We start from the raw sequence: 20,438 nt of genomic DNA, 5'->3' as shown, positions 1-20,438 counted from the left end.
GGACAGTGGTTATGTTCAGGCAGTTGAGAAAAACACTGGTTGCGACACTGATTGCCGCACTGACGGTCGGTCAGGTGTTGCCAGCTTTCGCTGACTCGTCCGATTCATTGCCGGACATGGGCACTACAGCAGGAAGCACGCTCTCCATTGGGCAGGAAATGCAGATGGGGGATTATTACGTTCGTCAGCTGCGTGGCAGCGCGCCGCTGATTAACGACCCGTTGTTGGTTCAGTACATTAACGGGCTGGGCATGCGTCTGGTCGCGCACGCCAACTCGGTAAAAACCCCCTTCCACTTCTATTTAATCAATAATGACGAAATCAACGCCTTCGCCTTCTTTGGCGGCAACGTGGTGCTGCATTCGGCGTTATTCCGCTACTCTGATAACGAAAGTCAGCTGGCCTCGGTCATGGCGCACGAAATCTCTCACGTCACCCAGCGCCACCTTGCCCGTGCAATGGAAGACCAGAAGCGTAACGCTCCGCTGACCTGGGTTGGCGCATTGGGTTCCATTCTGCTGGCAATGGCCAGCCCGCAGGCCGGGATGGCGGCGTTAACCGGTACGCTGGCGGGAACACGTCAGGGGATGATCAGTTTCACCCAGCAAAATGAACAGGAAGCGGATCGTATTGGCATTCAGGTGCTGCAACGTTCGGGCTTTGACCCGCAGGCCATGCCGAGCTTCCTCGAAAAGCTGCTCGACCAGGCGCGCTACTCCTCCCGTCCGCCGGAAATTTTGCTGACGCACCCCTTACCGGAAAGCCGTCTGTCGGATGCGCGTAACCGTGCCAACCAGATGCGCCCGGTCGTGGTTCAGTCGTCGCAGGATTTCTACATGGCAAAAGTGCGAACGCTTGGAATGTACAATTCCGGGCGTAACCAGCTGACCAGCGACCTGCTGGATGCGCTGGCGAAAGGCAACGTGCGTGAGAAAAACGCGGCTCAGTATGGCCAGGCGTTACAGGCGATGGAAGCCAGCAAATATGACGAAGCGCGTAAAACGCTGCAGCCACTTCTCGCCGCCGATCCGAATAACCCGTGGTATCTCGATCTCGCCACGGATATCGATCTGGGGCAGAAAAAAGCCACCGATGCGATTAATCGCCTGAAAGGGGCAAAAGAGGTGCGGACTAACCCGGTGCTGCAGCTTAACCTGGCGAATGCTTACTTACAGGGTGGTCAGCCTGCTGAAGCGGCGAACATTCTGAACCGCTACACCTTTAACAATAAAGACGATCAGAACGGCTGGGATCTGCTTGCCCAGGCAGAAGCGCAGCTGGGCAACCGCGATCAAGAGCTTGCGGCACGCGCCGAAGGCTTTGCCCTGGTGGGACGTCTTGATCAGGCGATTTCCCTCCTGAGCAGTGCCAGTTCCCAGGTTAAGCTCGGCAGTCTGCAACAGGCCCGTTACGATGCACGTATCGATCAGCTTCGCGGTCTGCAGCAGCGCTTTAAGCCGTACGAGAAGATGTAATAAAGGAGAATTCAGGTCATGACAGACGCGGTAAAAATCTACCACAACCCACGCTGCTCGAAGAGCCGTGACACCCTTAGCCTGCTGAAGTCGAACGGCATTGACCCGGAAGTGGTGCTGTATCTGGAGACACCGCCAGATGCACAGACGCTTCGTCAGCTGCTGCACATGCTGGGAATGGGCAGTGCCAGAGAGCTAATGCGCCAGAAAGAGGACCTGTATACGTCGCTCAATCTGAATGACAGTCGTCTAACCGAGGCTGAGCTGATTCAGGCGATGGTTGAAAATCCGAAACTGATTGAGCGCCCCATTGTGGTCGCAAACGGCCAGGCGCGTATTGGACGCCCGCCGGAAGAGGTGCTCGAGATTCTCTAATCCTTACGCCGCAGCGCTTCCAGAAAGGCCTGCGGCGTGCTCTCTCCCAGCTTTTTCTGCGCTTTGCCCCGATTGTAAAACTCGCACATCTCGATCAACACCTGCCCTAACGGAACAGCATTCACTCGTGGAATGATGTCGCCGAGCGGTACCGCAACCTGCACGGCCTTGTGCCTGGTCGGCTGTACTTTTACGAGAGGTTCACCCGCGGGTAAGTCGGGTTCAAAACCGAAAGTCTCAACAGATTGGATACCAGCCGGACAGGCGTTCAGCAACTCACACATCCAGTTGTTCAGCAGCTGTGATGAAATTCCCGCATAGAGCCGGGCATAACACCAGCCGCTCACCGGTTCGCGCCCCCACAGCAGATGCTGCTCCCCGCCATCATCCATATGCAGCGATAAAGGCTGGTGATGCACCAGCAGTTTTGTGGGTAAAACGCCTGCCTTTAGCGCTTTTTTCCCCTGAAGTTCAACGCCTTTGCGTTTCGCAGGAGCGGGACGGAGATATCGGTTCAGTGTCGCCCGCGAAACGGAAATCCCCAGCACCGCGTTAACCAGCAGCAGGAGTTCATCCAGCGGTGCGCCCGTGATATCACGCAGGGCATTAACGAGGTCAACCTGCTCTTGTCTCATCGCTTTGTGTATCAATTTTGGGGTCGTATGGTGGTCAGAAACCCGATCGCGATTGCGCCATCGCCGCACGGTCGTCACGGAAATACCCAGCTCCGCAGCCAGTTCTCTGTCGCTTTTATTGGATTGTTGCAGATAGCGACGGATCCGCGGCGTGGTGGTGGCATTGGCGTGCAATTTGATTTCCATCGCTGTAACTCCATAACTAATCTCATGAGATTTATAATATCTTAGCGAGTGCTTTGTGACCTGTTTCACCTTTCAGCCACCGCGCTTCACTGATAATCCGCAGACATAACATAACAACACCCCTCAATCTTGTACGGAGTTCACAATGAACAATGTTCTGGGATTTCTTGAAGCAAAACTGATGCCGCTGGCGGCCAAAACCGCGCAACAGCGGCATCTGGGCGCCATACGCGGGGCCTATGTTTCCTTCATGCCGTTTATCATCGTCGGCTCGATTCTGCTGGTCATCTCCTCTTTTCCGAACCAAACCTATCAGCAGTTTATGTCTCAGGCATTTGGTGAAAGCTGGAGTGCCATCATTGAAATTCCGTTCAACGCGGTGTTCTCAACCATGTCGCTGTTTATCAGCTTCCTGGTGGCGTTTCGCCTGGCTGAACACTACGGCGAAGATCGCATCTCCTGCGGCATTCTGGCTCTGGTCGCCTTTTTAATCCTGACACCTTTTATCAAAGTGGCCGAAAACGGCGGTATCACGGTCATGCCGGTGGAGTGGATTGGCAGCAAAGGGCTGTTCGTGGCGATGATTGGCTCTCTGCTGTGGACGGAGTTGTTCTGCTGGCTGAAGCGCAAAAAGCTGGTCATCAGAATGCCTGATGGCGTGCCGCCGGCGGTGCAGGAGTCGTTCGCCGCGCTGATCCCGGCCCTGCTGGTAATGATTCTGGTGCTTATTATCCGCATCATTTTCGAAAACACTCACTACAACACCATTCACCAGTTTATTTACGAAGTGGTCGCCACGCCGGTTCGCCACTACGGGACCTCCTATTTCGGCGCGCTGATGACGGTGTTCAGCATCACCATTCTGTGGTCTGTGGGCATTAACTCCGGTTCAATGATCAACGGCATCATTCGCCCGCTGTGGATGGAGAACCAGACCGATAACATCGCCGCCATTCAGGCGGGTACGACGCCGCCGCACATTATCACCGAACAGTTTTTTGACATGATCTGGATGGGTGGCGCAGGGGCAACGCTCTCGCTGGTGATTGCGATGCTGATTTTTGCCCGCAGCAAAAACATGCGCGAGGTGGCGCGTCTCGGCGCGGGGGCCTCGGTGTTTAACATCAACGAGCCGATTCTGTTTGGTCTGCCGGTTATCATGAACCCCATCATGCTGATCCCGTTCAATCTGGTGCCGCTGGTCCTGGTTACCGTGCAATATGCCGCGATGAAAATGGGTGCCGTCGCTGTGACCACCGGGGTGTTTATCCCCTGGACGTTACCGCCGGTAATCAGCGGGTTTATCGTCACGGGGCATCTCAGCGGCAGCGTGATGCAGCTTATCAACCTGCTGATTGGCGCCATGCTGTATCTGCCTTTCATGCGTATCGTGGATAAACAATACCGCGCCGCGGAGATTGCCACCGTGACGCAAACCGACCCAACCCTTGCAAAACAGGAGTAAAGCATGTGGGGAATTATCGCAACCTGGCGAATGGCGCTTGAAGGGGTCACGGAGTCTGCGTCTGCGCTGGCCGCGGGGAAACCGGTAGCAGAAGCGGTGGTCGATGCCGTTGCTGCCGTCGAGGACTTCCCGTTGTATAAATCCGTCGGCTACGGCGGGCTGCCAACCGAAAATGGCGAGGTCGAACTGGACGCGGCGTATATGGATGGCGATACGCTTGCGTTTGGGGCCGTGGGAGATCTGGTTGATATTGCGAACCCGGTGCGTGTCGCCCATGCGCTAAGCCGCCAGCGCTATAACAGCCTGCTGGTCGGCCAGGGCGCGCGCGAATGGGCGCTGAGTCAGGGGTTTGCCGACAAAACCATGCTTACCGACCGCGCGATGCAGCATTACCGTAAGCGCTGCCGGGAGACGCTGGACAAAGGCTTAAGCCCGTACGATGGGCATGACACCGTCGGGATTATTGGCCTCGACAAAAGGGGGTCGATGAGCGTGGCGACCTCCACCAGCGGTCTGTTTATGAAAAAGCGCGGCCGTATTGGCGACTCGCCGATTATCGGCTCCGGCTTTTACTGCGACAGTGAAACCGGTGCCGCCACCGCCACCGGCGTGGGGGAAGACCTGATGAAAGGCTGCACCAGCTACGAAATTGTTCGCCGCATGGCACAGGGCATGTCACCGCAGCAGGCGGCGGACTCGGTGGTCTTCGAACTGGAAGACAAACTGATGTCGCGCTTTGGCCGCGCGGGCGATCTCTCGGTGGTGTGCATGAATAATAAAGGCGAATTCGGCGCCGCAACCAACATCAAAACCTTCTCATTTGTGGTGGCAACGGCCCGCCAGCCTCTCACCGTATTTCGCGCCGAGCGCCTGCGGGAAAAAACGCACTATCAGCCCGTGGATGAGGAATGGATGCAGGCCTATGCCGCGCGGATCCGCGCGCCAGTTGAGGAGTCACAATGATTACTTTTGAGCTTATCATCGCCCTTGCAGACGCAAAGCCCCAGAGTCATCTTATTGCCCGGGCCGCCTGCGCGTTACTGCCGGACACCGCACTCATCGCTGAAATGCGTGAACAAAACGCCGTCGCGGATACCCGCTTCGGCTGTGCTCCGTTTGCCAGAATCACGCTGCTGCCGGATGCGCTCTGGCAGGACAGTCTGACAGAAGGGTTACTCGCCGCCCTCCGTCCACTGCTGGCAGCCCCGGTCAGCGCCGATGTGGTACTGGATGTCACGGATATTGACGAGGGGGTGCTGACGCAGGTTCTGCGTTTTCTCTTTAACCAGGCGTATGACCTTCGCGATCTGCAGCTTAAGAAAGCCGATGGAAGAAGCGTTCGCCTTCGCCATGTCACCGCCCTGTGTCATCCGCAACAGCGTGAAAGGCTGGACGCTCTCTTCCAGCAACAGCAGGCCATTGCCCGAGGAATGGTCGCCGCGCGACGTCTGGCGGATATGCCGTCCGATCGCTGTACGCCGCAGTATGTCGTCGACGAAGCGCAAAAGCTGTGCGCCGCCTTCCCCGCCCTGCGGTGTGAAGTGCTTGATGAAAAGCAAATTATTGAACAGGGTCTGGGGCTTCTGCATGCCGTCGGTAAAGGCGCGACCTGTCCACCGCGGCTGCTGGCCATTCACTATAACGGCATCGCTGATGGCCCGGTACGCTGTTACGTGGGCAAAGGCATAACGTTTGATACCGGTGGCCTGTGGCTGAAGGAAGGCGCGGGCATGTACACCATGAAATATGACATGTGCGGGGCAGCGAACGTGCTCGGGTTGATGCTGAGCGTGGCAGAACTCGGCCTGCCGGTTCGTATTATGGGCGTACTGGCGCTGGCGGAAAACGCCATAGGACCGGATGCGATGCAGCCGGGCACGGTGGCCAGCGCCTGCAACGGTATCACGGTTGAAATCAACAATACCGATGCCGAAGGCCGGCTGGTACTGGCGGATGCGATCGCCTGGGCCAGCCAGCGTCATCCGCAGGCTCGCTATATTATTGATATGGCGACCTTAACCGGTGCCGTCGTAAAAGCGCTGGGGTACGAGCTGAGTGGGTTAATGACGCAGGACGAAGCGCTGCGTCAGGCGCTCACCCGCGCGGGGAAACGGAGCGGTGATGAGGTGTGGTCCCTGCCGCTGGATGCACGGTTAAAAAAACAGACCGACAGCGCCATCGCCGACCTGTGCAATACCCCACCCAATAATGCGGCGATCAGCGCATCGGCGGCCTGGCTGTTACACCATTTTTGCCCGCCGACCATTCCATGGGCCCATCTGGATATTAGCGGCACGGCGCTGTGGCGTGAGAATGGAAAAAGCGTGGCCTCGGGCAGACCCATTCCACTTCTGGTTGAGCATTTGCTGGAAGACAGGTGAGTTTTAGCCAGTGGCACTGGTTCTCCCTCTGCGCCAGGCAGAGGGAGAAAAGCGCATCACAGCTTCAGAATATCTTTTACAAAAGGAATGGTCAGCTTGCGCTGCGCGGTAATCGAAGCGCGATCGAGCTGATCGAGCGTATCAAAGAGCGTGCGCATTTCCCGGTCCAGGCGCTTGAGCAGGAAACGCCCCACGTCTTCCGGGAGTTCAAAGCCGCGCAATCTTGCGCGCAGCTGTAACGCCTGAAGTTTGTCTTCATCCGACAGCGGTTGCAGCTTGTAGATTTGCCCCCAGTCCAGACGGGAAGCCAGATCCGGCAGCCCCAGATTCAGCTGGCGCGGCGGACGATCGCCGGTGATCAGCAGCCGGGTTTTCCCCGACTCCAGAATGCGGTTATAGAGGTTAAAGATCGCCATTTCCCACGGCTCATCCCCCGCCACACATTCGATATTATCGATGCAGACCAGTGAGAGATGTTCCATTCCCTCCATGACTTCAGGCACAAACCAGGTACGTTTATCCAGCGGCACATAGCCTACCGCATCACCCCGCGCGGAAAGCTCCGCACAGGCGGCATGCAACAGGTGGCTGCGCCCCGCGCCTTCGCGTGACCAGATATAGATGTATCCGCTGTGTTCCTGACGCAGCACGTTTTGCAGTGCAGCCAGTAAAGAGGGGTTATCACCCGGCCAGAAACTCGCAAAAGTTTCGTCGTCAGGGAGATAGAGTGGCAGAGAGAGCTGTGCCGGTCCGTTCAGAAGTACCTCAACCAGATCTTACATAAAATCGGCGGTGAGTTTAGCACGGAACGTGCAAGGAGAGAACCGGGCGGATCGTCCGCCCGGTTTTACGATCAATGTGACGCTTTTTCGTTGTCTTCAGCATCCAGCACCACTTCTTCCGGGCGCAGGACGGAGATCAGTTTGAAGATCAGACTCAGGCCCACACCCACGATGGTCGCCAGCGCCATGCCTTTCAGTTCAGCCGCACCGATGTGCACCTTCGCGCCGCTCACGCCGATGATCAGGATCACGGAGGTGAGGATCAGGTTTTGCGCTTTGCTGTAGTCCACTTTCGATTCAATCAGCACGCGAATACCGGACGCGCCGATCACACCGTACAGCAGCAGAGAGACGCCTCCCATTACCGGTACCGGAATGATCTGGATAGCCGCCGCCAGTTTGCCCACGCAGGAGAGCAGGATGGCGATGATTGCCGCGCCGCCAATAACCCAGGTGCTGTAGACACGGGTAATCGCCATCACGCCGATGTTCTCACCGTAGGTGGTGTTAGGCGTAGAACCAAAGAAACCGGAGATAATGGTAGAGAGGCCGTTGGCAAACATCGAGCGGTGCAGACCCGGGTCGCGGATCAGGTCACGTTTAACGATGTTTGCCGTCACCACCAGGTGACCTACGTGCTCAGCGATAACCACCAGCGCCGCGGGCAGGATCGTGAAAATGGCAAACCATTCAAAGCGCGGGGTATAGAAGGTTGGCAGTGCGAACCAGTGCGCTTCAGCAATGGGCGTGGTATCAACAACGCCCATCACGAAGGAGAGCGCGTACCCCGCCAGCACACCGATCAGGATCGGGATAATCGCCATAAAACCGCGGAACAGCACGGAACCAAACACCGTTACGCCCAGTGTCACCATCGAGATGATGATGGTTTTGGAATCCGGTGACTGCCCGTCAGCAGGCAGCAGGCCGGCCATATTGGCCGCTACGCCCGCCAGCTCCAGACCGATGACGGCGACAATGGCCCCCATTGCGGCAGGCGGGAACATAACGTCCAGCCAGCCGGTACCTGCCTTCTTCACAATGAAAGAGACCAGGCAGAAGAGGACGCCACACATAATGAAGCCGCCCAGCGCCACTTCATACCCCAGCGGCAGCAACAGCAGAACCGGTGAAATGAAGGCGAAGCTTGAGCCGAGATAGGCAGGGATTTTGCCTTTACAGATAAAGAGGTAAAGCAGCGTACCCACACCGTTGAACAACAGCACGGTAGCCGGGTTAATGTGAAACAGGATTGGCACCAGCACGGTTGCGCCAAACATGGCGAACAGGTGCTGCAGACTAAGCGGGATTGTCTGTAAAAGCGGCGGTCTTTCACTCACCCCGATAGCACGGCGCGTCATAGTGTTTTCCTCTGAGTAGTATTGTTGTTGGCGTTTTATTCAAAAAAAAGCCGACTATCAAAGTCGGCTTCATTATCATTATTCGATTATTTAGTACCAAAAATCTTATCGCCGGCATCGCCAAGCCCCGGGATGATGTACCCGTGCTCATTCAGCCCCTGGTCGATAGACGCGGTATAGAGTTCGATGTCCGGGTGCGCTTTTTCCAGCGCCGCGATACCTTCTGGTGCGGCAACCAGCACCAGCACTTTGATGCTGCTGCAACCGGCTTTTTTCAGCAGGTCGATGGTGGCAATCATTGAACCGCCGGTCGCCAGCATCGGGTCAACCACCAGGGCCATACGCTCGTCGATGTTAGACACCAGCTTCTGGAAGTACGGTACCGGCTCCAGGGTCTCTTCGTCGCGGTAAACCCCGACCACGCTGATGCGCGCGCTTGGCACGTGCTCCAGCACGCCTTCCATCATGCCGAGGCCGGCACGCAGGATGGGCACAACGGTAATTTTCTTACCTTTGATCTGCTCAACCTGAACCGGGCCGTTCCAGCCCTCGATGGTCACTTTTTCCGTTTCCAGGTCAGAGGTCGCTTCATAGGTCAGCAGGCTGCCGACTTCAGAAGCCAGTTCGCGAAAACGCTTCGTGCTGATGTCATGCTCACGCATCAGGCCCAGCTTGTGTTTAACGAGTGGGTGCTTCACTTCCACAATCTTCATTCTCTTTCTCCTCTGAGGGGGCAACCGCAAAAAAATCGCGGGATTATACCGCTTTTTTCGGATTGCACCATACCCAACTTGCTTGACGTACATCAAGCAAAGTGTTTTAGAGGCAAAAAAGCCGGAGGGCAAGCTCCGGCTTTTTGCGTTTTTACTCTGCTGGAATTAAAGAGTGTCGCCGTTGCTGGCTATCACCTGCTTATACCAGTCAAACGACTTCTTCTTACTGCGGTTCAGGGTACCGTTACCTTCATTGTCTTTGTCGACAAAGATAAAGCCGTAGCGTTTTTTCATTTCACCCGTTCCGGCAGACACCAGGTCGATACAGCCCCACGGGGTATACCCCATCAGATCAACGCCATCTTCGACCACCGCTTTTTTCATTTCGCGGATGTGCGCGGCAAGGTAATCAATACGGTACTGGTCATTCACCGAACCGTCGCTCTCCTGCACGTCGATGGCGCCAAAGCCGTTCTCCACGATGAACAGGGGCAGCTGATAGTGATCCCAGAACCAGTTCAGGGAGTAACGCAGGCCCACCGGATCAATCTGCCAGCCCCAGTCAGATTTCTGCACGTACGGGTTGGAGACCAGGCTCTTGCTTTCGTCGTAATCCAGCTCCGGGTTATCCGCCGTCGCTTTGGTGGCGAAAGACATGTAATAGCTAAAGCCAATGTAATCGACACACCCCTGCGTCAGCGCCGCGTTATCTTCTTCTGTGATATCCAGCGTGAAACCGCGACGAGCAAAGTAGTTAAGCAGATGCTGCGGATACTTGCCGCGCACGTGGACATCGGTGAACCAGTAGCGACGGTGCATGGCGTTCATCGCCATCATCATATCGTCCGGGGCACAGGTCAGCGGATAGATTGGACACATGGCAATCATGCAGCCGATCCGCAGCGACGGGTTAATGTCGCGCCCGGCCTTCACCGCCAGGGCGCTGGCCACCAGCTCATAGTGTGCCGCCTGGAACATCACCGGCTCGCGGTCTTCGCCCGGCTCGTACTTCAGGCCGGAGTTGGTAAACGGTGCAAAGTCTTCGTGGAAGTTGGCCTGGTTATTGATCTCGTTAAAGGTCATCCAGTACTTCACTTTATGCTGGTAACGTCTGAACACCACCTCCGCAAAGCGAACAAAGAAGTCGATCAGCTTACGGTTACGCCAGCCACCGTATTCGGTGACAAGGTGGAACGGCATCTCGAAATGGGAAAGGGTAATAACCGGCTCGATGCCATACTTCAGGCACTCGTCAAACAGGTCGTCATAGAATTTCAGGCCAGCTTCGTTAGGCTCCAGCTCGTCCCCTTTCGGGAAGATACGCGTCCAGGCGATGGAGGTACGGAAGCATTTGAAGCCCATCTCGGCAAAGAGTTTGATGTCTTCTTTATAGCGATGGTAGAAATCGATGGCTTCATGGTTAGGGTAATTTTTCCCTGGCAGCACGCCGTTGGTGATTTCACGCGGCACGCCGTGCGCGCCGGCAGTCATCACATCGGCAACGCTGATCCCCTTACCGCCCTCGTTCCAGCCCCCTTCCAGCTGATGCGCTGCGACCGCACCGCCCCACAGAAAATCTGCTTTGAATCCAGACATACACTTTCCCTCATTCTGCGTTATTTTCTGCAAAAACAATTACAGAAACCGGTTTCATCCTGATGATGTGCAAAGGGGCTTTTTGTTGCAAGGAGAAAACCGAAACCGGTTTCATTTTCGTGAACAGACTCAACTTTAGGCGCATTCGCAGGGCCTGCTGAAAAAAAAATCCTCTCGCCGAGAATAGGCTCGCAAACGTTTGCCTGGACTGTTAGAATTGCGCCGATTTTTCTTACTAGCTATGCAATCGCGTGGGGACTTGAGCCGTGACCAACAAAACTTCTCTCAGCTACAAAGATGCCGGTGTTGATATTGACGCAGGTAATGCGCTGGTTGACCGAATCAAAGGTGTGGTGAAAAAAACCCGCCGCCCGGAAGTGATGGGTGGTCTGGGTGGATTCGGCGCACTGTGCGCACTGCCGCAAAAATATCGTGAACCTGTTCTGGTCTCGGGTACTGATGGTGTAGGGACGAAACTGCGCCTGGCGATGGATTTAAAACGTCACGACACGATCGGTATCGATCTGGTCGCGATGTGTGTTAACGACCTGGTGGTTCAGGGCGCAGAGCCGCTGTTCTTCCTGGATTACTACGCGACCGGAAAACTGGACGTGGATACCGCAGCAAGCGTCATTAACGGCATTGCCGAAGGGTGTCTGCAGTCTGGCTGTGCGCTGGTCGGTGGTGAAACCGCCGAAATGCCCGGTATGTATCACGGCGAAGATTATGACGTCGCGGGCTTCTGCGTTGGCGTAGTAGAAAAATCAGAAATTATCGACGGCAGTAAAGTGGCTGATGGTGATGTGCTGATCGCGTTGGCCTCCAGCGGCCCGCACTCGAACGGCTACTCTCTGGTGCGTAAAATCCTCGACGTGAGCGGCAGCGATCCACTGACCACCGAGCTTGATGGCAAGCCACTGGCTGACCATCTGCTGGCGCCGACTCGCATCTACGTGAAAAACGTGCTGGAGCTGATCGAGAAGGTTGACGTTCACGCCATTGCCCACCTGACCGGTGGCGGCTTCTGGGAAAACATTCCGCGCGTACTGCCGGACAACACCCAGGCGGTGATTGACGAATCGTCCTGGCAGTGGCCGTCCGTCTTTAACTGGCTGCAGACTGCGGGCAACGTGAGTTCACACGAGATGTACCGCACCTTTAACTGTGGCGTGGGCATGGTTATCGCGCTGCCAGCAAGCGAAGCGGATAAGGCGATTAAACTGCTGACCGACAAAGGTGAAAACGCGTGGAAAATCGGTATTATCAAAGCATCCGATTCCGAACAGCGTGTGGTCATTGAATGAAAAACATTGTGGTGCTCATTTCCGGTAACGGAAGCAATTTGCAGGCGATAATTGACGCCTGCAAACAGAAGAAAATCAACGGCACCATTCGGGCAGTATTCAGCAATAAGGCCGACGCGTTCGGCCTTGAACGTGCCCGGGAAGAGAACATTCCCGCGCACGCGCTGGAAGCCAGCCAGTTCTCCGGACGTGAAGCGTTTGACCGGGAACTGGTTCAGGAGATTGATGCCTACGCGCCTGACGTTGTCGTGCTGGCGGGGTATATGCGTATCCTGAGCCCGGCCTTTGTCGGGCACTACGCTGGTCGTCTGCTGAATATCCACCCTTCCCTCCTGCCGAAGTATCCCGGCCTGCACACCCATCGTCAGGTTCTGGAAAACGGCGATGAAGAGCACGGTACCTCCGTGCATTTCGTTACCGACGAGCTGGACGGCGGGCCGGTGATCCTGCAGGCAAAGGTGCCGGTCTTTGAAGGTGACAGCGAAGACGACGTTACCGAACGCGTGCAGACGCAGGAACACGCCATTTATCCTCTGGTGGTAAGCTGGTTTGTTGACGGGCGTCTTCAGATGCGCGACGGTGCCGCCTGGCTGGACGGCATCAGGCTCCCTGCACAGGGTTATGCCGCTGACGAGTAGTTTGTTTGATGTGCCCGGCGGCGCGACGCCTGCACGGGCCTGTGGTCTTCACTGTCGGGTGAGCACCGCGCTTCCCGACATGCCCTTCCCCCAACCCTCTAAAATCTCCCAGAAAAAAAATAACTGTCATACTTTTCTGGCACTGTTGGACATATCGTGGAAATGCTCGCCATAATAAGGACGAGACGGATTTACCACGTCCTGTGATTGAACTGGAGTGTGAGCTGTAATGGGTCAGGAAAAGTTATATATCGAGAAAGAGCTAAGCTGGTTAGCATTCAACGAACGTGTACTCCAGGAAGCGGCAGACAAAAGTAACCCGCTTATTGAGCGTATGCGTTTTCTGGGGATTTATTCCAACAACCTGGATGAGTTCTACAAGGTTCGCTTTGCCGAACTGAAACGGCGAATCATCATCAGCGAAGAACAGGGCTTAAACTCTCACTCGCGCCATCTGCTGGGCAAAATTCAGTCGCGCGTATTGAAAGCCGATCAGGAGTTTGACGGCCTGTATAACGAACTGCTGCTGGAAATGGCACGCAATCAAATCTTCCTGATTAACGAACGTCAGCTTTCTGTTAACCAACAAACCTGGCTGCGCCACTATTTCAAACATTACCTGCGCCAGCACATTACCCCTATTCTGATCAACCGCGAAACCGATCTGGTGCAGTTCCTGAAAGATGACTACACCTACCTCGCGGTGGAAATTATTCGTGGCGACACGATTCGTTACGCATTGCTTGAGATCCCGTCCGATAAGGTGCCGCGCTTTGTGAACCTGCCGCCGGAAACCCCGCGCAGACGCAAGCCAATGATCCTGCTCGATAACATCCTGCGTTACTGCCTGGACGACATCTTCAAGGGCTTCTTCGATTACGACGCGTTAAACGCCTACTCCATGAAGATGACCCGTGACGCCGAATACGATCTGGTGCACGAGATGGAAGCCAGCCTGATGGAGCTGATGTCATCCAGCCTGAAACAGCGCCTGACGGCGGAGCCGGTGCGCTTTGTTTATCAGCGCGATATGCCAGATGCCATGGTGGAAATGCTGCGCGACAAGCTGACCATTTCTCGCTATGACTCCATCGTGCCGGGCGGTCGTTACCATAACTTTAAAGACTTTATTGGCTTCCCGAACGTCGGCAAGGCCAATCTGGTGAACAAACCGCTGCCGCGTCTGCGCCATCTCTGGTTCGATAAATTCCGCAACGGTTTCGACGCCATTCGCGAGCGCGATGTCCTGCTCTACTATCCGTATCATACGTTTGAACACGTGCTGGAACTGCTGCGTCAGGCTTCGTTCGACCCGAACGTACTGGCGATCAAAATCAACATCTACCGTGTGGCAAAAGATTCCCGCATCATCGACGCGATGATCCATGCGGCGCACAACGGCAAAAAAGTGACCGTGGTGGTTGAGCTGCAGGCGCGCTTCGATGAAGAGGCAAACATTCACTGGGCGCGCCGTCTGACGGAAGCCGGTGTCCACGTTATCTTCTCAGCACCTGGGCTGAAAATTCACGCCAAGCTGTTCCTTATCTCCCGTAAAGAGGGGGAGGACGTGGTGCGTTATGCCCACATCGGGACCGGGAACTTTAACGAAAAAACCGCGCGAATTTATACCGACTACTCGCTGCTGACTGCCGATGCACGCATCACTAACGAGGTTCGCCGGGTGTTCAACTTTATTGAGAACCCGTACCGCCCGGTCAGCTTCGATTATCTGCTGGTCTCGCCGCAGAACTCACGCCGCTTGCTGTACGACATGATCGATAAAGAGATCGCCAATGCCCAGAAAGGGCTGTCGTCGGGCATTACGCTGAAACTCAACAACCTGGTCGACAAAGGACTGGTGGATCGTCTGTATGCGGCGTCCAGCTCCGGCGTTCCGGTCAATCTGCTGATACGCGGTATGTGCTCACTGATCCCTGAACTCGAAGGCATTAGCGACAATATTCGCGTGATCAGCATTGTTGACCGCTACCTGGAACACGATCGGGTCTATATTTTCGATAATGCGGGTGATAAACAGGTCTATCTCTCTTCTGCAGACTGGATGACGCGCAATATTGACTACCGAATTGAAGTCGCGACACCGCTCCTGGATCCGCGGCTGAAGCAGCAGATCCTCGATATCATCGAGATTCTGTTCAGCGATACGGTGAAAGCACGCTATATCGACAAAGAACTCAGTAACCGCTATGTACCGCGCGGCAATCGCCGTAAAGTGCGGTCGCAACTGGCGATTTACGACTATATCAAATCACTCGAGCAACCCGATTAACCTATGCCGATAAATGATAAGACCCCACGCCCGCAGGAATTCGCCGCGGTCGATCTTGGTTCTAACAGTTTCCACATGGTCATCGCCCGTGAGGTGGATGGCGCGTTGCAGATCATCGGTCGTCTGAAACAGCGTGTACACCTGGCGGATGGTCTTGATGAGCGCAGCATGCTCAGCGAAGAGGCAATGGAGCGAGGCTTAAACTGCCTGTCGCTGTTTGCTGAACGCCTGCAGGGCTTCTCGCCCTCCAGCGTATGCATTGTGGGCACCCACACGTTGCGCCAGGCGCTGAATGCGCCAGAATTCCTCAAGCGGGCCGAAAAAGTGATCCCCTACCCCATTGAGATCATCTCCGGTAACGAGGAAGCCCGTCTGATTTTCATGGGTGTTGAACACACTCAGCCGGAAAAAGGGCGCAAGCTGGTCATCGACATCGGCGGCGGCTCTACGGAACTGGTGATCGGCGAAGATTTTGAGCCGCGTCTGGTCGAAAGCCGTCGTATGGGCTGCGTCAGCTTTGCGCAGATGTATTTCCCGGGTGGCGCAATCAGCCGCGAAAACTTCCAGCGCGCGCGCATGGCCGCTATCCAGAAACTGGAGAACCTGGCCTGGCAGTACCGTATTCAGGGCTGGAACGTAGCGCTGGGCGCATCGGGCACCATCAAAGCGGCACATGAAGTGCTGTTGGCGATGGGTGAAAAAGATGGGTTTATCACCCCTGAGCGCCTGACCTTGCTGACCGAAGAGGTGCTGAAACATAAAAGCTTTGACGCCTTAAGCCTGCCGGGTCTTTCCGACGAGCGCAAAGCGGTATTCGTACCGGGGCTGGCTATCCTGTGCGGCGTATTTGATGCGCTGGCAATTAAAGAGCTGCGTCTTTCCGACGGCGCGCTGCGTGAAGGTGTGCTGTATGAAATGGAAGGCCGTTTCCGCCATCAGGATATTCGTAGCCGCACCGCGCAAAGCCTGGCAAACCAGTACAATATCGACCGTGAACAGGCGAAGCGCGTGCTGGAAACAACCGTTCAGATATACGACCAGTGGCAGGAGCAGAACCCTAAGCTGGCGCATCCGCAGCTTGCCGCCCTGCTGAAATGGGCAGCGATGCTGCACGAAGTAGGACTGAATATTAACCACAGCGGAATGCACCGCCACTCAGCCTATATCCTGCAAAACAGCGATCTGCCTGGCTTCAACCAGGAGCAGCAAACCATGATGGCGACCCTGGTGCGCTACCATCGTAAAGCCATCAAGCTTGACGATCTGCCGCGCTTCACGCTGTTTAAGAAGAAGCAATTCCTGCCGCTTATCCAGTTGCTGCGTCTCGGCGTGCTGCTCAATAACCAGCGTCAGGCCACGACCACCCCGCCCACGCTGAAGCTCAAAACGGATGACAACCACTGGACCCTGAGCTTCCCGCCAGACTGGTTTAGCCAGAATGCGCTGGTGCTGCTGGATCTGGAAAAAGAGCAGCAGTACTGGGAAGCGGTCACCGGCTGGCTACTCAAAATCGAAGAAGAGAGCTCAGACGTCGCGGCGTAACCCCTCAGGCCTCGACCGGCGACGCCTCTGCTTCCAGCAGTGACTCAAGCGCCACCGGTCTGCCAATCAGATAACCCTGTACATAATCGATACCTAGCGCGTGAACCGCGCTACGTATCTCTTCTGTTTCGACATACTCGGCGACCACCAGCATTTTCTTCATTCGCGCCAGATGGCAAATCGAGGCCACTATCTGATAGTCCAGGCTGTTGTTGACGATATTGCGGATAAAGCTTCCGTCTATCTTAAGGATATCGGCGTCCACGCTTTTCAGCCGCGCATAGCTCGCATAGCCGGTACCGAAATCATCAATCGCAATGCGTACCCCCATTTTTTGCAACTGCCTGAGGGTATGGAGCGCCTGCTCTCCACTGCCGAAGGTGCTGCACTCGGTCACTTCAAATATCAGCTGCCAGGGTTCCACGGCGTATTTCGCCAGCAGACGACTCACCTCAGCCGGGAACTGCGCACGGCACACGGTGGAAGGGCCCAGATTAATGGCAAAACGCTGGCCGGGCAGATGTACCCGATGCTCTGCCAGGAAGCGTAGCGTGTTCTCCAGTACCCACAAATCAACCCGCGACGACAGACCAAACTCCTGGGCGACGGGCAGGAATTGCAAGGGAGAGAGCAACGCCCCGTTTGCATCCGACATCCGCAGCAACACCTCGTGGTAGCAATCGCCCCGCACGCCGCAAACCGGCTGGACCAGCAGAGTAAACGCGTTACTGTCGAGCGCACTTTGCAGACGGCTCATCATCGCAACCTTGTCCTTCAGGCTACGCTGGAGATGGACAGCACCGCGCTGCTGCAGATTTTCCGGATGGTTGGTCGAAATCGACAGATCGGCAATCACCCCCAGTTCACCGAGGACCAGATAGAGGTGGGTCACCGGTGAGCGTACATAGCAGTAGCTCACGCCCACCTGAGGCTGCAGCGGCATCCCATCCCAGACAAAGCGGAACTGTTTAATATGCTCGTCCAGCGCCTCGATGCGTTGCTGGTGCGATTCCGCGTTAAGGCGAACCGCCAGGTCACAGCCGGTGAGGTGATAGACCCGCTCGCTGGGCTGCAAGGTGCCATTGACCCATTGCGCCAGCTGCTGTTTATACAGGATCCGCAACAATACCCCGTAATTTCGGCCCAGCACCTCCAGCTCCGGAATGCGCAGCAAACAGAGCGCCGACCACGGGTTTTTGGCAAGATCGCGCGACAAGGCCCGCAGGTTCGGCATATGGACAACCGGGTCGAGTAGCGCCAGCCTGCGGGAACGTTTATTCGCGGCGCGCTGGCAGGTGGCCAGCATCGACATGTAAATCACCACAAACGAAAAGACCAGATAGCTGGAAGAGGTAATTGCCAGCTGAATGTCATACCCGGACTGTTGAGGGATATAACGATAAAAATAGTGAATAGACACCAGCAGCACCGGGGTCCAGATAAGCGACATCAGCTTATAGCCAAACCGCATCGCTCCCCAGAGCATCACCGGCATCAGCAACGACAGGGTGTAGTTGGTGGTGAAAATCGAGCTGTTTTCGTTCATCGGGAGCAGCAGCAGGGTAAGCAGCCCGCCAAGCGCAATGGCCCACAGCAGAAATTCAATGACCGTCACCTTTTTGTCTATCTGCATTCGCACCTGCGAGACAAGACTTCTGATATACCGCGGATGGCGAATCAGACGGATCAATAAATAGCTTAACGGCACGCCCGTCAGCCCACTGACCAGCAGCGCCTGATAGTTAATCAGCGTGCGAATATTAAGCGGGGTCAACCCCTCCAGGCTCTGACGGCTCTCATACACCCCCAGATAGAGGGCAAACTGAAACAGCAGCAGAAACAGCGTCGCGGGGCAAAAGGCCTGCCAGAAGATACGCTGCGCCATCAGTCTGACATCCCCGTAAGCCGTCATGCTGCGTCTGGGCGCAAACACCCGATACCCTCCCCAGCTGAGCACAACGGGGACAATAAAATGAAAAATGCCGGCGATGGTTTCGAACAACCCAACCGACGGGTAGTAGCGGATGAACAATGACAATACGATGCCGGGAAGCGCTTCCAGACCAAAAAACATCATCACCGAAAGCAGAAAGGAGAGAGGTAAATAATAGAGTGCCACCAGACCATCGCCCAATCGGGTAAAGGTATTGGCAACGCTTAATACAGGCAGTAAACCCACCGGTAAAATAAGCGGTAAAGCCCACCAGCGGTCTTTATTGTTTTTCAGGAAAGAAATAATGTTCATAGATGCCCGTTTAAACCCCTTTCGCTCCGGAGGGAAATGAAGACAGGCATCCAACCTGACGTACCTGCCGCCCGACAACGTGCGGGGCGAACAGCATGGAGGTGGGATTTTAAATACCAGGCCAGGGAAACCGTTGACTTAAATCAAACTAATTTACTCAAACGATCCTTTCTTACATTTTTTTTGAAATAGTTTTCTTCATATTATCAATATGGTAAATGCAATTATTAATTTCAATAACATTAATTAATGTAACTGTTGACGGTTATTTACACATTTGCGAATTGACCCTCTCTTCCCGCTGTGCCTTAATATCCCTGTCGCCCAAAAGGGCATGCCCAGGAAAAACACAGTGAGTCAGGCCACGCGTATGCGAAAACGACATCAGTTCAACACCCGGATGACCCGCATCATACTGCTTATCAGCTTCCTGTTTTTCTTCGGCCGCTTCGTTTACTCCTCTATTGGCGCCTGGTATCACCATCAGGACAAGGCCCAGTCACAGCAATCCAGCCTGACCGTTGATTCAGCCGATCGCTAACGCGTCGAAGGATTTTGTAATATCCGAATTATCCCTGCTATTCCTTTGCTCAGGATTTTATCCTGGCGCATCACCACAGCCAGCTGTCGCTGCAGCACGGGCGTGAGCGACATCACGCATAGCCCTTCGCGGTCAGCCGCCAGGTCTACGGCCATACGCGGCACGATACTGTAGCCAAGCCCCGCACGTACCATCCGCTTGATCGCCTCGATGCTGCCCAGTTGCATCACCGGCGTGAGGATTCGCCCCTCGGCAGCAAACCAGCCGTCGATCAGCGCCCGGGTGCCGCTGCCTGATTCAAAAGCAATGAATGGCTGCGCGTGCAACGCAGCCGGCGTCAACGACTGAAAACCGTCCTGCTGGTCCAGCGACGCGATAAAAACAAACTCTTCGTCCATCACCGGCGTAACGTCGAGCGCTCTTCCGCTCACCGGTAACGTCACCAGCCCCATATCAAGTCGGTTTTCTTCAATTGCCCGGACGATGTCGAGCGTATTGCCGGTCGTCACGCCCACTCTGAGAAGCGGATAGTCACGCCCGAGCTGCTGCAACAGCGGCGGCAGAAGATGAATGCAGGCCGTTGCGCCCGTGCCAAGCGTAATGGTGCCACTCACGTCGTGGCTGAACTCACTCACGGACCGAATGGCTTCATCCACCGCCTGCTGAATACGCTCCCCGTGCACCAGCAACGCCTGCCCGGCAGCCGTGGGTTTGATACCCCGCCCGGTACGCTCTACCAGCCGGGTTTGCAGAAACTGCTCCAGCTGGCGGATTTGCAGGCTGACGGCCGGCTGGGAAATGCCCAGCAGGTCCGCCGCCGCGGAAAAACTGCCGCGCTGGATAACCAGACGGAACGTCGCGAGATAGCCCAGGTTGAGCGTTGTCATTCAAAGTTTCTCTTATACAGCG

17 protein-coding genes are annotated in these 20,438 nt (G+C 55.6%); 10 read left to right on the top strand and 7 right to left on the bottom strand.

What is annotated here, in order from left to right; genetic code table 11:
* Window positions 1-11 precede the first annotated feature (11 nt).
* Window positions 12-1,475 carry a beta-barrel assembly-enhancing protease gene (gene bepA / locus QLG09_RS13340; RefSeq protein ID WP_020883065.1) on the top strand — a complete coding sequence of 488 codons (1,464 nt, stop codon included), beginning with the start codon at window positions 12-14 and terminating at the stop codon, window positions 1,473-1,475.
* Between the two features lie 18 nt (window positions 1,476-1,493).
* A complete protein-coding gene (gene arsC, locus QLG09_RS13335; RefSeq protein ID WP_014171122.1) occupies window positions 1,494-1,850 on the top strand; it encodes an arsenate reductase (glutaredoxin) in 357 nt (118 codons plus the stop codon).
* Here the strand turns inward: arsC and QLG09_RS13330 are convergent.
* On the bottom strand, window positions 1,847-2,671 hold the full coding sequence (locus QLG09_RS13330) for a helix-turn-helix domain-containing protein (protein ID WP_282488982.1): 825 nt from the start codon (window positions 2,669-2,671) through the stop codon (window positions 1,847-1,849). The two genes, arsC and QLG09_RS13330, sit on opposite strands and share 4 nt — an antisense overlap.
* Before the next feature lie 145 nt (window positions 2,672-2,816).
* Between QLG09_RS13330 and celB the strand changes: the two genes are divergently transcribed.
* From celB to QLG09_RS13315, 3 genes are read left to right on the top strand one after another with little or no spacing between them, the layout of a single operon-like run.
* Window positions 2,817-4,136 carry a PTS cellobiose transporter subunit IIC gene (celB, locus tag QLG09_RS13325; RefSeq protein WP_014171124.1) on the top strand — a complete coding sequence of 440 codons (1,320 nt, stop codon included), beginning with the start codon at window positions 2,817-2,819 and terminating at the stop codon, window positions 4,134-4,136.
* A 3-nt stretch (window positions 4,137-4,139) separates the two neighbouring features.
* Window positions 4,140-5,099 carry a N(4)-(beta-N-acetylglucosaminyl)-L-asparaginase gene (locus QLG09_RS13320; protein WP_049022750.1) on the top strand — a complete coding sequence of 320 codons (960 nt, stop codon included), beginning with the start codon at window positions 4,140-4,142 and terminating at the stop codon, window positions 5,097-5,099.
* Window positions 5,096-6,517: a leucyl aminopeptidase family protein gene (locus tag QLG09_RS13315; RefSeq protein ID WP_049022749.1), complete on the top strand. Its 1,422-nt coding sequence runs from the start codon at window positions 5,096-5,098 to the stop codon at window positions 6,515-6,517. The genes QLG09_RS13320 and QLG09_RS13315 overlap by 4 nt, the downstream gene beginning before the upstream one ends.
* 56 nt (window positions 6,518-6,573) lie before the next feature.
* Here the strand turns inward: QLG09_RS13315 and QLG09_RS13310 are convergent, their stop codons facing one another.
* From QLG09_RS13310 to QLG09_RS13295, 4 genes are all read right to left on the bottom strand, one after another.
* The gene (locus tag QLG09_RS13310; protein WP_212479862.1) at window positions 6,574-7,275 is read right to left on the bottom strand and encodes a DnaA inactivator Hda; all 702 of its coding nucleotides are present in this window, start codon (window positions 7,273-7,275) and stop codon (window positions 6,574-6,576) included.
* 95 nt (window positions 7,276-7,370) lie between these two features.
* The gene (gene uraA / locus QLG09_RS13305) at window positions 7,371-8,660 is read right to left on the bottom strand and encodes a uracil permease (protein WP_047356601.1); all 1,290 of its coding nucleotides are present in this window, start codon (window positions 8,658-8,660) and stop codon (window positions 7,371-7,373) included.
* Window positions 8,661-8,746: 86 nt separating this feature from the next.
* Window positions 8,747-9,373, bottom strand: coding sequence for a uracil phosphoribosyltransferase (gene upp, locus QLG09_RS13300; protein WP_020883061.1), 627 nt, complete (start codon window positions 9,371-9,373; stop codon window positions 8,747-8,749).
* Between the two features lie 165 nt (window positions 9,374-9,538).
* Window positions 9,539-10,969 (bottom strand): 6-phospho-beta-glucosidase, encoded by a 1,431-nt coding sequence (locus QLG09_RS13295; RefSeq protein ID WP_020883060.1) that lies wholly within the window; start codon window positions 10,967-10,969, stop codon window positions 9,539-9,541.
* Between the two features lie 266 nt (window positions 10,970-11,235).
* Here QLG09_RS13295 and purM point away from each other — a divergent pair, with 266 nt between their 5' ends.
* The 4 genes from purM to ppx all read left to right on the top strand — a co-directional run bounded on the left by purM (window position 11,236) and on the right by ppx (window position 16,743).
* Window positions 11,236-12,273, top strand: coding sequence for a phosphoribosylformylglycinamidine cyclo-ligase (gene purM / locus QLG09_RS13290; protein ID WP_020883059.1), 1,038 nt, complete (start codon window positions 11,236-11,238; stop codon window positions 12,271-12,273).
* Entirely contained in the window at window positions 12,270-12,911 is a 642-nt protein-coding gene (purN, locus tag QLG09_RS13285; protein ID WP_059305764.1) for a phosphoribosylglycinamide formyltransferase, read from the top strand. The genes purM and purN overlap by 4 nt, the downstream gene beginning before the upstream one ends.
* 229 nt (window positions 12,912-13,140) lie before the next feature.
* Window positions 13,141-15,201: a polyphosphate kinase 1 gene (gene ppk1, locus QLG09_RS13280; protein ID WP_014171133.1), complete on the top strand. Its 2,061-nt coding sequence runs from the start codon at window positions 13,141-13,143 to the stop codon at window positions 15,199-15,201.
* A 3-nt stretch (window positions 15,202-15,204) separates the two neighbouring features.
* A complete protein-coding gene (gene ppx / locus QLG09_RS13275; protein ID WP_020883058.1) occupies window positions 15,205-16,743 on the top strand; it encodes an exopolyphosphatase in 1,539 nt (512 codons plus the stop codon).
* 4 nt (window positions 16,744-16,747) lie between these two features.
* Here the strand turns inward: ppx and QLG09_RS13270 are convergent, their stop codons facing one another.
* The gene (locus QLG09_RS13270) at window positions 16,748-18,988 is read right to left on the bottom strand and encodes an EAL domain-containing protein (protein ID WP_282488980.1); all 2,241 of its coding nucleotides are present in this window, start codon (window positions 18,986-18,988) and stop codon (window positions 16,748-16,750) included.
* Window positions 18,989-19,358: 370 nt separating this feature from the next.
* Here QLG09_RS13270 and QLG09_RS13265 point away from each other — a divergent pair, with 370 nt between their 5' ends.
* Window positions 19,359-19,529, top strand: coding sequence for a YfgG family protein (locus QLG09_RS13265; protein WP_020883056.1), 171 nt, complete (start codon window positions 19,359-19,361; stop codon window positions 19,527-19,529).
* Here the strand turns inward: QLG09_RS13265 and QLG09_RS13260 are convergent.
* Window positions 19,526-20,416, bottom strand: a complete 891-nt coding sequence (locus QLG09_RS13260) for a LysR family transcriptional regulator (RefSeq protein WP_014171137.1) — start codon at window positions 20,414-20,416, stop codon at window positions 19,526-19,528. The genes QLG09_RS13265 and QLG09_RS13260 overlap by 4 nt on opposite strands.
* Between the last annotated feature and the right edge of the window lie 22 nt (window positions 20,417-20,438).

Origin of the sequence: Enterobacter sp. V89_11 (assembly GCF_029967775.1) — a bacterium.
Taxonomy (GTDB): domain Bacteria; phylum Pseudomonadota; class Gammaproteobacteria; order Enterobacterales; family Enterobacteriaceae; genus Enterobacter; species Enterobacter ludwigii.
The sequence above is the reverse complement of the archived record's forward strand: the minus strand, read 5'-3'. Positions and strand labels throughout refer to the sequence as shown.

Bases quoted from the DNA above. Each gene is read 5' to 3' on its own strand.
- celB (WP_014171124.1), top strand. From the start codon at position 2,817: ATGAACAATGTTCTGGGATTTCTTGAAGCAAAACTGATGCCGCTGGCG.
- QLG09_RS13270 (WP_282488980.1), bottom strand. From the start codon at position 18,988: ATGAACATTATTTCTTTCCTGAAAAACAATAAAGACCGCTGGTGGGCT.
- ppk1 (WP_014171133.1), top strand. From the start codon at position 13,141: ATGGGTCAGGAAAAGTTATATATCGAGAAAGAGCTAAGCTGGTTAGCA.
- purN (WP_059305764.1), top strand. From the start codon at position 12,270: ATGAAAAACATTGTGGTGCTCATTTCCGGTAACGGAAGCAATTTGCAG.
- QLG09_RS13320 (WP_049022750.1), top strand. From the start codon at position 4,140: ATGTGGGGAATTATCGCAACCTGGCGAATGGCGCTTGAAGGGGTCACG.
- bepA (WP_020883065.1), top strand. From the start codon at position 12: ATGTTCAGGCAGTTGAGAAAAACACTGGTTGCGACACTGATTGCCGCA.
- QLG09_RS13265 (WP_020883056.1), top strand. From the start codon at position 19,359: ATGCGAAAACGACATCAGTTCAACACCCGGATGACCCGCATCATACTG.
- ppx (WP_020883058.1), top strand. From the start codon at position 15,205: ATGCCGATAAATGATAAGACCCCACGCCCGCAGGAATTCGCCGCGGTC.
- uraA (WP_047356601.1), bottom strand. From the start codon at position 8,660: ATGACGCGCCGTGCTATCGGGGTGAGTGAAAGACCGCCGCTTTTACAG.
- QLG09_RS13315 (WP_049022749.1), top strand. From the start codon at position 5,096: ATGATTACTTTTGAGCTTATCATCGCCCTTGCAGACGCAAAGCCCCAG.
- QLG09_RS13330 (WP_282488982.1), bottom strand. From the start codon at position 2,671: ATGGAAATCAAATTGCACGCCAATGCCACCACCACGCCGCGGATCCGT.
- upp (WP_020883061.1), bottom strand. From the start codon at position 9,373: ATGAAGATTGTGGAAGTGAAGCACCCACTCGTTAAACACAAGCTGGGC.
- arsC (WP_014171122.1), top strand. From the start codon at position 1,494: ATGACAGACGCGGTAAAAATCTACCACAACCCACGCTGCTCGAAGAGC.
- QLG09_RS13295 (WP_020883060.1), bottom strand. From the start codon at position 10,969: ATGTCTGGATTCAAAGCAGATTTTCTGTGGGGCGGTGCGGTCGCAGCG.
- QLG09_RS13260 (WP_014171137.1), bottom strand. From the start codon at position 20,416: ATGACAACGCTCAACCTGGGCTATCTCGCGACGTTCCGTCTGGTTATC.